Raw genomic sequence first — 14018 nt, forward strand, 5'->3', positions numbered from 1 at the left:
CGTCGTGCCAATGACTGACCGCGCAGGTCTTTGCGAAACCATCGACGACTATTCATGCCGCTATCGCCACTCACATTGCTTCTGGTTGAAGACAGTCCGCATGATGCCGAACTGACCCTGCTCACGCTGGAAAACAGTGGGCTGAAAATCGACGCCACGCTGGTCTACAACCATCAGGATGTGGAGCGAGAGCTGCTGGCGCAGCGTTTTGATCTGATCCTCAGTGACTACCTGTTACCCGGCTCTTCCGGTGCCGAGGTGCTCAATTGCGCGTTGCGACTGGCACCGCAGACGCCGTTCATTTTTCTGTCGGGCATCTTTGGTGAACAGCACGCGGTCGAAATGATGCGCATGGGCGCCATCGACTACGTGCTCAAGCAGAACCTCAAGATGCTGCCCAAGGCGGTCGTGCGTGCCGTCTCCGAGGTGCACGAGCGGGAAAAACGCCTGCTGGCCGAGGAAACCCTGCAGGACGCCGAGGTGCGTGCGCATCTGGCGATCGAAGCCGCCGAGATGGGCGTATGGACCTACGACCCGCGTACCGAGACGCTGCTCTGGGACGAGCGTTGCAAGACGCTTTATGGGGTGTCCAGCGACGCTCACGTCAGCATGGCGTTCATGTTTTCCCACTGCCACCCCGATGACCGCGACCTTTTGCAGAGCCGGGTCATGGCCGCGCTTACCGCCGATGTCGGTTTCCAGATCGAACATCGCCTGCTGGTCGAAGGCGACGGCGAGCGCTGGGTGTTCAGTAATGGCCGCTCCTTGTTCGAAGACGGCAAATGCGTGCGCTTCACCGGCGTCATGCAGGACATCAGCGAGCGCAAGCAGGCCACTCAGGCGCTGCATCAACTCAACGAGATCCTTGGCGAACGGGTGGTGCAACGGACCCGCGAACGCGACCGCACCTGGGAGCTGTCCCGCGAATTGCTGGGCGTGTTGCGTTTCGACATGACCACCATTGCCCTGAACCCGGCCTGGGAGGCGACCCTGGGCTGGGCGCGCGCGGATTTTCATGAGCAGGCCCTGTGGGAGTGGGTACACCCGGATGATCTTGACGCCACCTTGCGCGAGACCGCCAGCGTCGCCAAAGGCAACGTCACTACGCGTTTCGTCAATCGCATGCGTCACGCCGAGGGTGGCTTCCGCTGGCTGTCCTGGACCATTGTCCCCGACGAAGGCCTGATGTATGCCGCAGTGCGTGACATCACCAGCGAACGCGCGGTGGTCGATGAGCTGGCGGCGACCAATAAACGTTTGCGTGACCAGATCCGCGAACGCGAGCGGGTCGAGGCGGCGCTGCAGCAGATGCAGCGGCTGGAGGTGGTCGGCCAGCTGACCGCAGGCGTCGCTCACGACTTCAACAACCTGTTGACCGTGATCCTCACCAGCGCCAACTTCCTCACCCGTGACCTGGAGAAAGGTAACTTCACCAAGTCACCGCAACGCCTGCAGAACATCCGCGAAGCCGGTGAGCGCGGCGCCAAACTCACCAGCCAGCTGCTGTCCTTCTCCCGTCGTCAGCGGCTGGAGCCGGTAGCGTTGAACCTCAACGACACCATCGACGGCATGCGCGAGCTGCTGGGCCGTGCCTTGGGCGGCAGTGTCTGGGTCGACACCGAGCTGGCCGATGACCTGTGGAGCGCGCTGGTCGATCCGACACAGACCGAGATGATCATCCTCAACCTGGCGATCAACGCCCGCGATGCCATGGCGCAGGGCGGGCAACTGCGCCTCAAATCCTGGAACGAAATCGTCTATCGCCTGCCGCATCGCCCCGAGGACCCGGACCCGGGCGCCTATGTGGTGTTCTCGGTCAGCGATTCGGGCTGCGGGATGAGCGAGGAAGTGCTGGCCAAGGCGTTCGAGCCGTTCTTTACCACCAAAGCGGTGGGCAAGGGCTCGGGGCTGGGCCTTGCGCAAGTATTCGGCTTCGCCAAACAGTCAGGCGGGGGCGTGAGCATCGACACCGCCGAAAATGCAGGGACCACCATCAAGGTGTATCTGCCCAGCATCGCTTGCGCCGCGACCCCTGTGATCAGCGTCTCGGACATGCCGGGACACGCCGACGCCGATGATCTGCACCGCACCATCCTGCTGGTCGATGACGACCCCCATGTCCGCTCGGTGACCTCGATGATGCTCGGTTCGCTGGGTTATTCGGTGGTCGAAGCCGAAAGCGGCGACGATGCGCTGAAGAAGATCGACGCGGGCATCGAACTGGTCCTCACCGACTTCGCCATGCCCAACATGACTGGCGCCGAACTGGCCGACATTGTCAGGCGCAACTATCCCGAACTGCCGGTCATGTTCATCACCGGTTTTGCCGATATCGACATCCTCGACGTCGATCAGCAACTGATCGTGCAGAAGCCCTACAAGGAAGAAGAACTGGCCAGAAAGCTCGCGCACGTGCTGATGCAGACAGGCGTGGGCGTCGCGTCGTGAGCCCGGTTCCTGCGGTGGTCGCGGTCATCCGCCAGTCTTGTGGCGTTTGACGCATTCGCCAGCAAGCCGGCTCACAAGGGTGATGCCAAGCGGGGAAATCGGTAGAGCCCTTAATCGTCCCGGGTCAGCACTTCCAGCAGCTCGATTTCGAATACCAGATTGGAATGCGGCTTGATATGCGCACCCATCGAACGCTCGCCGTAAGCCAGGTGCGCAGGCACGCGCAATTGGCGTTTGCCGCCGACTTTCATTCCGATGATTCCCTGATCCCAACCCTTGATCACGCGACCGGTGCCTATCACGCACTGGAAGGGTTTGCCGCGCTCCCACGAAGAGTCGAACAGCGTGCCGTCTTCGAGCGTGCCGGTGTATTGCGTAGTGATCAGCGCACCCTTGACCGCCGCCTTGCCGGTGCCTTGCTCAAGGTCGATGATCTGTAATTCGTCGTTCATGTTGTGTCTGTCCCCGGGTGAATTGGCCCAGGTGAATGCTAGTGACGTAGGCCTGCGCTGGCAATGCAGCCAGGCGCATAAAAAAACGGCGCGCCCTTTACAGGCGCGCCGTTCGATTGCAGCGGATCAGACGAGCATCAAGCGATGACGTCGGTGCTCCACTCGCCATTGACCAGACGCTTGAGGCCCAGCGGGTTGGCGTTCTGCAGGGCTGCCGGCAGCAGGCTGTCCGGGTAGTTCTGGTAGCAGACCGGACGCAGGAAGCGGTCGATTGCCAGCGTGCCAACGGACGTACCGCGGGCGTCGGAAGTGGCCGGGTACGGACCGCCGTGGACCATGGCGTCAGAGACTTCAACACCGGTCGGATAGCCGTTGACCAGGATGCGGCCGACTTTGTCTTCCAGCAGCGGAACCAGCCACTGATATTTCTGCAGGTCGGCGGTTTCGCCGATCAGCGTCGCTGTCAGTTGACCGCGCAGGGCCAGCAGGGCGGCTTTGAGTTCGGCATCGTCAGCCACTTCGATCAGCAGTGTGGTCGGGCCGAAGACTTCTTCCTGCAGCAGTTCGTCGCCGTTGAGCAGCATGCTCACGTCCGCCTTGAACAGCTGTGGCTGCGCCTGGCGACCTTCTTGCGGCTTGCCGGCCAGGTGCGTGACGCTTGGGTGCGACAGCAGCTTCTGCACGCCTTTGCTGTAGCTGCGCAGGCCGCCTTCGTTGAGCATGGTCTGCGGCGCCTGGCCACCCATGTGCTCCTGCAACTGCTCGGTAAAGGCAGTCAGGGCCGGGGAACGTATGCCGATCACCACGCCTGGGTTGGTGCAGAACTGGCCGGCGCCCATGACCACCGACGCTGCCAGCTCGCCGGCAATGGCGGCGCCACGGGCCGACAAGGCGCCCGGCAGCAGCACCACTGGGTTGATGCTCGACATCTCGGCGAACACCGGGATTGGCTGGGCACGCTCGGCGGCCAGCTTGCACAAGGCATTGCCGCCGTGCAGCGAACCGGTGAAGCCCACTGCCTGGATGGCCGGGTGCTTGACCAGGCCTTCGCCCACGCCGCTGCCGAAGATCATGTTGAACACGCCTTTGGGCATGCCGGTTTTTTCGGCAGCGCGGATGATCGCGTTACCCACCAGATCGGCGGTGGCCATGTGGCCGCTGTGCGCCTTGACCACTACCGGGCAACCGGCGGCCAGTGCCGAGGCGGTATCGCCACCGGCCGTGGAGAAGGCCAGCGGGAAGTTGCTGGCGCCGAACACGGCGATCGGGCCGACACCGATGCGCTGCTGGCGCAGGTCGACACGCGGCAGCGGTTTGCGATCCGGCAGGGCCAGGTCGATACGCGCGCCAAGGAAGTCACCGCGGCGCAGGACTTTGGCGAACAGGCGCATCTGGCCGCTGGTGCGACCGCGTTCGCCCTGGATACGGCCGGCTGGCAGCGCGGTTTCCTGGCAGACCAGGGCGACGAAATCATCACCCAAAGCGTCAAGCTCATCGGCAATCGCGTCGAGAAATTCAGCGCGGCGAGCCGGGCTCAGCTGGCGGTATTCGGCGAAGGCCTGTTTTGCAGCCACGGCCGCGGCATCGATTTCCGCGTCGGTGGCCTGGTAAAAGGTGTAGGGCAGGGCTTGGCCGGTGGTGGCGTCAAGGCTCTTGTGGCGCGCTTCGCCGAGGCCGCTGCGGGCGCCGCCGATGAAGTTTTGGCCGAGAACATTAGGCATCTGCTTCTCCTGTTATTTTTGGGTCGAAACGATCAGGCGAGGCGCCTGACAGGGAATCTGTGGGATTGCATGAAGCGTCGCGACGACAGATCGAAAGGCCTATCGAAAGTTAACGGACATCATACAACTGCATTTTTGTGCCCGCAAGGCGCGCTTGCCGGGCAGCGAATGATCGGCTCGCGACCTTTCGCGGTCTCGCATCGCCTGCAACCGCAAGAGCCTGTAGCAGCATGGCTTGCAGGCGGCTTGCCAGCGCAAGCGTCGGCAAGCCGGACGGCTACAGATCACACCGCTCAGGCGTTGGGCTCATCAGTGTTGATGTAGGGCGGCACCTTGGCCAACGGCAATCGGCGCGCTTGCTCGATGCTGATGCCCGCACGCTCCGGCAACGGATCGAGGGTCTGCGGTTGTCCGGTTTTCAGCGCCCGCTCGACGGCGGCAACGATGCGCACGTCGCGCCAGCCTTCGTCGCCATCGGGCTCCGGTTCGCGATCCTGCAGGATGCAGTCGGAGAAATACTGGGTTTCGCCGCCGAACTGATCGACCACCGGATGACTGTGCTCGGTGGTGTTGCCGTCGATGATCGCTCGATAGGCAATGGCCACGCCTTCACCGAAACCGAAGCACGGCGACGCCTCGAACTCGCCCTTGCTCCCAATCAACTGGAAGCGCTCGGTCGACGGCAGGCTGTAGCTGACGGTGAAGGTCGCTAGCCGCTCCTGGTCGAAGCGCAGGGTCACATTGACCGTATCGAAGGTGTTGATCTCACGGCCCGGCGTCTTGACCCCGACGGCATGCACTTCAATGGGCTCGGCCGCAAACAGGTTACGCACCGCGTTGATCGGGTAGGGGCCCATGTCCGCCACCGGACCTGCGTCGAAGCCGCTTTGCATGCGGTGATTGGCCGGGTCGGTGGTCTGGGCGAATGTGGCGGTGAACAGTCGCGGATCGCCAATATCACCTGCGCGCACCCGATGCACCATCTCTACTGTCCCGGGCTCGAAATGTAGCCGGTAGGCCACCATCAGCTTGGCCCCCGAGCGCTTTGCCGCGTCGGCGATGGCCAGGCAGTCTTCTTCATTGGCGGCCATGGGTTTTTCCAGCAGCACGTGAATCCCGGCTTCCAGGGCAGGCACGGCAAACTCGCGATGGCGGAAATTGGGCGTGGCCAGATAGATCGCGTCGATCTCACCCGACTGCAGCAGGTCTGAAAACTGGTCGTAGTGGTAACTCTTGAGGTCGTACAGTTCGGCCAGTTTGTCGGCCTTTTCCGGATCGCCCGTGACCAGTGCGGTCATGACCGAATTGTCGGTCTGTTCCAGTCCGGGCATGAACGCGCCTTGGGAAATCCAGCCTCCGGCGACGACTGCATAGCGCACTTTGCCGTTTGAATCTGGCATGTGAAGGGCCTCCTTTTTTCAGCGGACAGTGTGTCCGGCGCCTGTGTAGTCGGCAGGCGCAAGCGCGGGAAGTTCCATCGCAACGCTTGTTGCGAACAAAATGGCCACCCGGTCTTTACCACGATTGGCTATTGGGACCGGCGGCGGGCGGGGATAGGCTGATGGCACAGTTCCCAATGCGAGTGTCGCCATGCAGCCCCGTATCGATTATCAAAAGGCTTCGCCGCTGGCGATCAAGGCGATGCAGGCGCTGGAGCAGGCGGTCAACCGTTTGCCGCTGGAGACCTCGCTGGCGCTGCTGGTCAAGCTGCGCGCTTCGCAACTCAATGGCTGCGCCTGGTCGGTGGATCGTTATGCCCTTGAGGCGACTTCACAGGGCGAGTCGGAGCGCAAGCTGCATGCGCTGGCAGTGTGGCGTGAATCGCCGCTGTTCAGCCCGCGCGAACGGGCGGCCCTGGGCTGGACCGAGGCGGTCACGCAGATTGCCGACACTCACGCCCCGGATGCCGATTACAGCTGGCTGGCGCAGCATTTCAGCGAGAGTGAACGGGTGGATCTGACCCTGCTGATCTCCACCATCAACAGCTGGAACCGGCTGACCATAAGTTTCGGGCAACGGGTCCAGCCTTGAGACGAATCTGGCGGCCCGCTGTGCTGCTGCGCAGCCCTGTTGGGTTGGCCAGGCAGGCTCAACCAATCTGCAGCAACAAATCCCGCAGGCGATCCAGGGCCGGGTCGATATCCAGGGTTTCGATGGCGCCGAAGCCCAGTATCAAGCCGTCGCGTGGCGCTGTGTCGCTGTAGAACCCAGTCAACGGGTAAAGGCCGATCTCGACCTTGCGCGCCAACTCGATCAGCAAGCCAAGGTTGAGCGTCACCTTGAACATTACCGCCATGTGGAACCCGGCGGTTGACGGAATCGCCTCCATCCACGGCGCGAGATCTTGTGCCAGCCGCGCCAGAATACGTTCACGGCGACCGGCATAAATGCTGTGGCAGCGGCGGATATGCTTATTCAGCAGGCCTTCGCTGATGAACTTGGTCAGGGCCCACTGCGGCAGCGTGCAGGTGTGCCAGTCGGTCAACTGCTTGGCTTTGATCACCGCTTCCAGAATCGCCTTGGGCAGCACCGCATAGCCCAGCCGCAGTTCGGGCAGCAGGGTCTTGGAAAAGGTGCCGACGTAGGCGACCACGCCGAATTGATCCATGCTTTGCAGCGAGTCGGTTGGACGCCCCTCGTAGCGAAACTCGGAGTCGTAATCGTCTTCGATGATGATGGCGCCGATCCGGCGGGCCTTCTCCAGCAACGCCTCACGGCGTGCCACGCTCATGGGCATGCCCAGCGGCATCTGATGCGACGGGGTGACATAGATGACGTGAGCGTCTTGCGGGATGTCATCGACCACGATGCCTTCGCTGTCCACCGGCACGCTGACGACATTGGCGCCCTGTGCGGCAAACAGCAAGCGCGCCGGGGTGTAGCCCGGGTCCTCCATGGCCACGCTGCAGCCAGGCTCGATCAGCACCCTGGCAATCAGGTCCAGCGCCTGCTGCGCGCCGTTGCACACCACCACGTCGTCGGCCACGCATTTGACCCCGCGAGCAAAGGCAATGTGGCCGGCGATGGCGCTGCGCAACGCCGGCAAGCCCTCGGGCTGACTGTAGAAGCCGCGTGCCTGGGACATCTGCCGCAGCGCATATTGCGTGCAGCGCCGCCATTCATCGTGGGGAAACTGGGTCTTGGCGGTGGCGCCGCCGATGAAGTCACAGCGCAACGTGCCCTCCAGCGTCGGATGGCGCAGGGGCAGGGAGATGCCTTGCCATTTCCTGACCCGTTCGACACTGGCCAGGTCCGAGCTGATCAGGCTGCGTCGGGCAGGGCTGCTCAGGGTGTTGACGAAAGTGCCGCTGCCGATCTTGCCCACCAGATAGTTTTCGTAGGTCAGACGGCTGTAGGTGTCGGAGATGGTTTTGCGCGACAGCCCCAGCTGGATCGCCAGCAGGCGGCTTGGCGGCAATTGCACCCCGGCCGCCAGACGCCCCGACTCAATGCTCTCACGCAACTGGTCATACACCTGATTGGCCAGGTCTTTGCGGCCTTGAATGACGATGTGAAGTTCCACGAAAGGCTCCTGAACGATCCGCACGGCTTGGGTCCATGATCGGGAATTCTAGTCAGTGGCCGCGCAGGCGGTATAGCTGAGCGGTAAAAAAGATGCAGATTGGTCTGCTCTTGGTTGCGCTGCATTGGACTTGCCGATAAGCGGCAGATTGGCCGTCGCCTGGAGCGTTACGCACGCTTAAGGTGAAGGTCCGCAAAGCTGAATGAGGACTGCGCTCGTGGACATTCGTCTGGACTACTACACCGCGTCCCCTGATGCCCTCAAGGCAATCATGCTGCTGGAGGCGGCCAACTTCGATCTGTGCGTCGAAAAAAGCCTCATGGAGCTGGTCAAGCTGCGCGTGTCCCAACTCAACGACTGTGCTTTCTGCGCCGACATGCACGCCACCCAGGCACGCCACAATGGCGAGAGCGAGCGGCGTCTGCACAACCTGCTGGTGTGGCAGCAGTCAACCTTGTTCACCCGACGCGAGCGCGCGGCGCTGGCCTGGTGCGACGCGGTGACCGTGCTCGACGGCGCTGGGCCGTCGGACGCACTCTATGAGCAGTTATGCGAGCATTTCAGCGACAAGGAGGTGGTCGACCTGACGGTCGCGATCGCCACCATCAACTGCTGGAATCGCATGGCCGTGAGTTTTCGCAAAAAGCCCGCGCTCTAACGATCGTGACCCAGGTCCCCGATTGAACGGGGCACTGACCTGTAAGAGTGAGCTTGCTCGCGATCAACTTGAGTCAGCCAAGCCATCGCGAGCGAATTCACGCCTACAGGGCCGTAGGATGGACTGGCATTGTCCCCGACCTTTTCGCCCCCCCCGCCATCGGCAAAAGCGCTGAATCGGGCTATCCTGCGCGCTGTTTTTTCCACCCCTACCGACAGCTTTCGATGGATATCAAACATGGAGTTCACCAGCGGCTTTCTGCTGAGCCTTTCCCTGTGCCTGGACATCGGCGTGGCCAACATCGCGATGATCACCCTGGCCATGCAACGTGGTTATCTTCAGGGCTTCTGGCTGGGCCTGGGGACCTGCTTCGGCGATCTGTTGTATGCCGTCCTGGCGCTGGCCGGCATGACCGTGCTGCTGCAATACGAGTGGGTGCGCTGGGCGCTGTGGCTCGGCGGTTCGCTGTTGTTGATCGGCTTTGCGCTGAAGATGGTGATGTCGGCGATGAGCAGCCACAGCGGTCTGGCGATGGCCGTTGACGTTGCTAACCGCTCCGGCTTCAGGGAATTTTCGCGGGGCGTGTTCCTGGCGGTTTCATCGCCCACGGCCATCCTCTGGTTCGCCGCGGTGGGTGGAACACTGATCTACCGCGCCGGCGGCCACGGCAGCCTGAGCACGGCGCTGTTTCTTGGCGGGTTCTTCAGCGCGGGCGTGGCCTGGTGCGTGTTCATCTGTTTGGCCGCCAGCCATGGCGGGCGCCTGCTCGGTGACCGGCTGCTCAAGTACTCCTACTGGGTCTCGGCGGCGATCTTCTGCTATTTCGCGATGTACGTGATCCTGTCCGGTTATCAGGAGTTCATCGTCAACGCCGGGCACCTCTGATCTGCCATGGCGCATTCGCCACCGGGGTACCCCGTCTGCGGCGGCTGTCCTTCAAGTAACGAACGTTTACGTCTGTGAAGGCTCATAGACATAAGCAACGGCGTAGACAGGATCGTCCCCGACAGCGCGATCAGCGCAACGGGCGACCTCTCCAATCCTCTTGAAGACGGAACCCTGGACCCTATGACCACCCCGGACAAGCAGTACGTGGAATGGCTGGTTGAGCAGTCGATGCTCAACGCCGCAAAACAACGCGCCAAGCTCTATGGCGGCCAGGGCCGACTCTGGCAGCGGCCTTATGCACTGGCCCGGCCACGGGACGCCTCGGCGATCGCCTCGGTGTGGTTCACCGCTTATCCCGCATCGATCATCACCCGGGAAGGCGCCTCGGTGCTCGAAGCGCTGGGTGATGAAAAACTCTGGCACGCGTTGTCCGAGATCGGCATCCAGGGCATTCATAACGGCCCGTTGAAGGCTTCCGGGGGCCTCAAGGGGCGTCAGCGTACGCCGAGCATTGACGGCAACTTCGACCGTATCAGCTTCGAAGTCGATACCGATCTGGGCACCGATGCGCAATTTCTCAATCTGAGCCGTATCGCCGCCGCGCATAACGCGGTAATTGTCGATGACGTGATCCCGTCGCACACCGGCAAGGGTGCGGACTTCCGCTTGGCCGAGCTGGCCTACGAGGAATACCCCGGCCTCTATCACATGGTCGAGATCAAGGAAGAAGACTGGCCCCTGCTGCCTGAGGTGCCGCACGGGCGCGACGCCGTGAACCTGCCACCGGCGACCTGCGATGCGCTACGCGACAAGCACTACATCGTCGGCCAGTTGCAGCGCGTGATCTTCTTCGAGGCCGGGGTCAAGGAGACTGACTGGAGCGCCACGCCGGTGATCGTCGGCGTCGACGGCAAGGCCAGGCGCTGGGTGTACCTGCATTACTTCAAGGAAGGCCAGCCGTCGCTGAACTGGCTGGACCCCAGCTTCGCCGCGCAGCAAATGATCATCGGCGATGCGCTGCATGCCATCGACGTGATGGGCGCACGGGTCCTGCGTCTGGACGCCAACGGTTTCCTCGGGGTCGAGCGCAAGGCTGAAGGCACGGCCTGGTCGGAGAGCCATCCGCTGTCGATCACCGGCAACCAGCTGCTCGCAGGCGCCATCCGCAAGGCCGGTGGCTTCAGTTTCCAGGAATTGAACCTGACCATCGACGACATCGCCGCCATGTCCCACGGCGGTGCCGATCTGTCCTACGACTTCATCACCCGCCCGGCCTATCAACACGCGCTGCTGACCGGCAGGACCGAGTTCCTGCGCCTGATGCTGCGTCAGGTGCACGATTTCGGCATCGATCCGGCATCGTTGATTCACGCCCTGCAGAACCATGATGAGCTGACCCTGGAGCTGGTGCATTTCTGGACGCTGCACGCCCACGATCAATACCTGTACATGGGCCAGACTTTCCCCGGCAACATCCTGCGTGAGCACATCCGCGAGGAAATGTACGAGCGTCTGGCGGGCGAGCATGCGCCGTACAATCTGAAGTTCGTCACCAACGGCGTGTCCTGCACCACCGCCAGCATCATCACTGCCGCGCTGGGCATCCGCGAACTGGACAGCATGACCAGTGAGGACGTCAGCAAGATCCAGCACATTCACCTGCTGCTGGTGATGTTCAACGCCATGCAGCCGGGCGTGTTTGCCTTGTCTGGCTGGGACCTGGTCGGCGCCTTGCCGCTGCCGGCCGAGCAGGTTGCGCACTTGATGGGCGATGGCGATACGCGCTGGATTCATCGCGGCGCCTACGATCTGGTCGATCTGGACCCCGACGCCGACCTGTCCTCTGGCGGCATGCCCCGGGCCAAGGCGCTCTATGGCAGCCTCGTCGAGCAACTGCAGCGGCCGGATTCGTTCGCCTCGCAGCTGAAAAAGATTCTCGCCGTGCGCCGCGCCTATGACATCGCCGCCAGCCGGCAGATCCTCATTCCGGATGTCCAGCACCCGGGGCTGTTGATCATGGTCCACGAGCTGCCGGCCGGGAAGGGCACGCAGATCACCGCGCTCAACTTCAGTGCCGAGGCCATCGTCGAAACCCTGCATCTGCCGGGCATCGCACCGGGCCCGGTGGTGGATATCATCAACGAACGTGTCGAAGGCGACCTGAGCGAGGAGGGCGAGTTCACCATTACCCTGGATGCCTACGAAGGCCTGGCGCTACGGGTGGTGAGCATGGCCGCGCCGATGATGTGAGGTCGCGACCGTAACGATGTAGCAGTGAGCTTGCTCGCGATGAGTGGCGGACCCGATGCCCCGGCAGTGTCTGACGCTCCATCGCGAGCAAGCTCACCCCCTACAGCGGGTCTCGCCCGCGCTCATATCAAACCTGAAATTTCGCCGGATCTTCTCTCTTGTCTACTGAGCATTGCGCCACTTCCCCGACACTCGTCCATCTCTGGAGTTATCGCCTGACGTTCCTGCTCTCGGGCATGGCCCTGGGGGCATGGGCGCCGCTGGTGCCGTTCGCCCGTGACCGGGCTGGCATCGAAGAGGCAGAACTGGGGTTGCTCTTGCTGTGCTTCGGCCTCGGTTCGTTGCTGGCGATGCCCTTGGCCGGCTGGCTGACCACCCGCAACGGCTGCCGCTTCGTGGCGCTGCTCGGCGGCCTGTTGATCTGCAGCATGCTGCCTTTGCTCGCCAGCCTGTCGTCCTTTACCGGTCTGGCGCTGGCGCTGGCCCTGTTCGGTGCCGGGCTGGGCAGCATCGATGTGGCAATGAACGTGCAGGGCTTGATTGTCGAACAGGACCACGGCCGTCCATTGATGTCCGGATTTCATGGCTTGTTCAGCCTGGGCGGCATCACCAGCGCGGTGCTGATGAGCCTGATGCTGTGGGGCGGTCTATCCCCGCTGCCGGCCGTGTGTGTGGTGGTGGCGATCATCGCCGGATTGCTGCTGTGGCACGCCCGGCATTTATTACCCCATGGCGCCGATGACCCTTCAGCGCCCTTTGCCCGGCCCTCGACCAGGGTACTGGTGATCGGCTTGCTGTGCTTCGTGGCGCTGTTGGTCGAAGGGGCGATGCTCGACTGGAGCGCGGTGTTTCTCAATACCGCGCATCACGTCGACACTTCGATAGCCGGTGGCGCCTATGCGGTTTTCTCGCTGACCATGGCTGCGGGCAGGTTCTGTGGGGACTACCTGCGCGCCCGGTTTGGCGCGGTGCAGGTGCTGATCGCCGGCGGCGTGCTGGTGCTGATCGGTTTTCTGATGGCGGTGCTGCTGGAGCCGTGGCCGGTGTTTCTGTTTGGCTTCGCGCTGATCGGTATCGGGCTGTCCAACACCTTTCCGGTGTATTGCTCGGTGGTCGGCGCGCAGACGGCGATGCCCGCCGGGCTTGCCATCGCCACCATTACCGCGATCGGCTATACCGGGATTCTGCTGGGCCCGGCGCTGATCGGCTTCGCCGCGCATCTGCTGGGCCTGCGCGTGGCGTTGCTGGGTGTCGGTGCGTTGATGCTGGCGCAGGTGTTGAGCGCCCGGCGCATGGCCAGCGAGTAGGCCACTATCGCTTTGATCAATGTTCAACATTGATCGGCTCAAGTTCTGCTTTCTGCATCGAAGGCCCAGGATAGCGACACGCCTACTGAGCCTCCCTTGGAGAAAGTCATATGAAAGTTCGAATTGCTGCCCTGTTTGCATTGGTGGTCGCCCTGGCCGGATGTGCCGTGCCCGGTGCGCCGCGTTATTCCGATGTGCCGGACGGGCAGTTTCGGGCTGGCGGTGTCACCTCCGGCGTGACCCTCAAGCACAACCAGACCGTGGGCGTGATCTTCACCGAAAACACCGTGGCCAACCTTGCCTATATGGAACGCTACAACGCCACCGCCCAGGGTGGGCTGACCGCCAGACTGACCGACAGTCGCATCACGCAAGCCTATGTCGACAGCTCCGACCCAGAGCTTGCGATAAACTGGTTTGCCCAGTCGCTGGAAAAACAGTTCGCCACCGTGGACTTCTATGAGGACCTGGACTCGGTGCTGGCTGCGCGACCTGACGTGATCGTGCTGCTCGACACCCGCAGCAAGTTGATCACCGAACGCAGCTCCGACGTGCAGGCGAGCATCGTTGCCGAATTTTTCGATGCTGACTTCAAATTCATCGGCAAGGCAGAAGGCAGCGATGCCAAGTCGATGTCGCCGATCTGGGCCCACACCAAACGCGCCCCGGAAATCGCCGCGCAGATCAACCAGCAACGTGATGTGCAGATCAATGCCCTGCACAAGTTCGACGTTTCGCTGGCGTCGCTGATCAAGGCCCAGTCCTGAGTCC

General features: G+C 62.5%; 11 protein-coding genes. 7 read left to right on the forward strand and 4 right to left on the reverse strand.

The genetic code is table 11. The annotated features are described in order from the left end of the window. Positions 1–54 precede the first annotated feature (54 nt). Positions 55–2448, forward strand: coding sequence for a response regulator (locus ACI2KS_RS14680; RefSeq protein ID WP_404621356.1), 2394 nt, complete (start codon positions 55–57; stop codon positions 2446–2448). A gap of 110 nt (positions 2449–2558) precedes the next feature. On the opposite strand, the gene ACI2KS_RS14685 is transcribed toward ACI2KS_RS14680, so the two are convergent. The 3 genes from ACI2KS_RS14685 to ACI2KS_RS14695 all read right to left on the reverse strand — a co-directional run bounded on the left by ACI2KS_RS14685 (position 2559) and on the right by ACI2KS_RS14695 (position 6021). Then, on the reverse strand, positions 2559–2900 hold the full coding sequence (locus tag ACI2KS_RS14685; RefSeq protein WP_404621358.1) for an FKBP-type peptidyl-prolyl cis-trans isomerase: 342 nt from the start codon (positions 2898–2900) through the stop codon (positions 2559–2561). A 137-nt stretch (positions 2901–3037) separates the two neighbouring features. After that, a complete protein-coding gene (locus tag ACI2KS_RS14690) occupies positions 3038–4621 on the reverse strand; it encodes an aldehyde dehydrogenase (NADP(+)) (protein ID WP_404621360.1) in 1584 nt (527 codons plus the stop codon). A gap of 293 nt (positions 4622–4914) precedes the next feature. After that, positions 4915–6021 (reverse strand): Gfo/Idh/MocA family protein, encoded by a 1107-nt coding sequence (locus ACI2KS_RS14695; protein WP_404621362.1) that lies wholly within the window; start codon positions 6019–6021, stop codon positions 4915–4917. A 190-nt stretch (positions 6022–6211) separates the two neighbouring features. Here ACI2KS_RS14695 and ACI2KS_RS14700 point away from each other — a divergent pair, with 190 nt between their 5' ends. Continuing rightward, the gene (locus tag ACI2KS_RS14700) at positions 6212–6652 is read left to right on the forward strand and encodes a carboxymuconolactone decarboxylase family protein (protein WP_404621364.1); all 441 of its coding nucleotides are present in this window, start codon (positions 6212–6214) and stop codon (positions 6650–6652) included. 58 nt (positions 6653–6710) lie between these two features. Here the strand turns inward: ACI2KS_RS14700 and ACI2KS_RS14705 are convergent, their stop codons facing one another. After that, positions 6711–8144 (reverse strand): PLP-dependent aminotransferase family protein, encoded by a 1434-nt coding sequence (locus ACI2KS_RS14705; RefSeq protein WP_404621366.1) that lies wholly within the window; start codon positions 8142–8144, stop codon positions 6711–6713. Between the two features lie 217 nt (positions 8145–8361). On the opposite strand from ACI2KS_RS14705, the gene ACI2KS_RS14710 reads away from it, so the two are divergent. The 5 genes from ACI2KS_RS14710 (at position 8362) to ACI2KS_RS14730 (ending at position 14014) form a co-directional block, all read left to right on the forward strand. After that, a complete protein-coding gene (locus tag ACI2KS_RS14710) occupies positions 8362–8802 on the forward strand; it encodes a carboxymuconolactone decarboxylase family protein (protein ID WP_404621368.1) in 441 nt (146 codons plus the stop codon). A 237-nt stretch (positions 8803–9039) separates the two neighbouring features. Beyond that, the gene (locus tag ACI2KS_RS14715; protein WP_404621370.1) at positions 9040–9687 is read left to right on the forward strand and encodes a LysE family translocator; all 648 of its coding nucleotides are present in this window, start codon (positions 9040–9042) and stop codon (positions 9685–9687) included. A 183-nt stretch (positions 9688–9870) separates the two neighbouring features. After that, positions 9871–11940 (forward strand): maltose alpha-D-glucosyltransferase, encoded by a 2070-nt coding sequence (treS, locus tag ACI2KS_RS14720; protein ID WP_404621372.1) that lies wholly within the window; start codon positions 9871–9873, stop codon positions 11938–11940. A gap of 158 nt (positions 11941–12098) precedes the next feature. Then, a complete protein-coding gene (locus ACI2KS_RS14725) occupies positions 12099–13247 on the forward strand; it encodes an MFS transporter (RefSeq protein ID WP_404621374.1) in 1149 nt (382 codons plus the stop codon). A 110-nt stretch (positions 13248–13357) separates the two neighbouring features. Then, complete coding sequence (locus tag ACI2KS_RS14730) at positions 13358–14014, forward strand: ATPase (RefSeq protein WP_404621376.1); 657 nt, start codon at positions 13358–13360, stop codon at positions 14012–14014. Positions 14015–14018: the final 4 nt, after the last annotated feature.

This window comes from Pseudomonas sp. NPDC087358 (genome assembly GCF_044900785.1).
Classification (GTDB): Bacteria; Pseudomonadota; Gammaproteobacteria; order Pseudomonadales; family Pseudomonadaceae; genus Aquipseudomonas.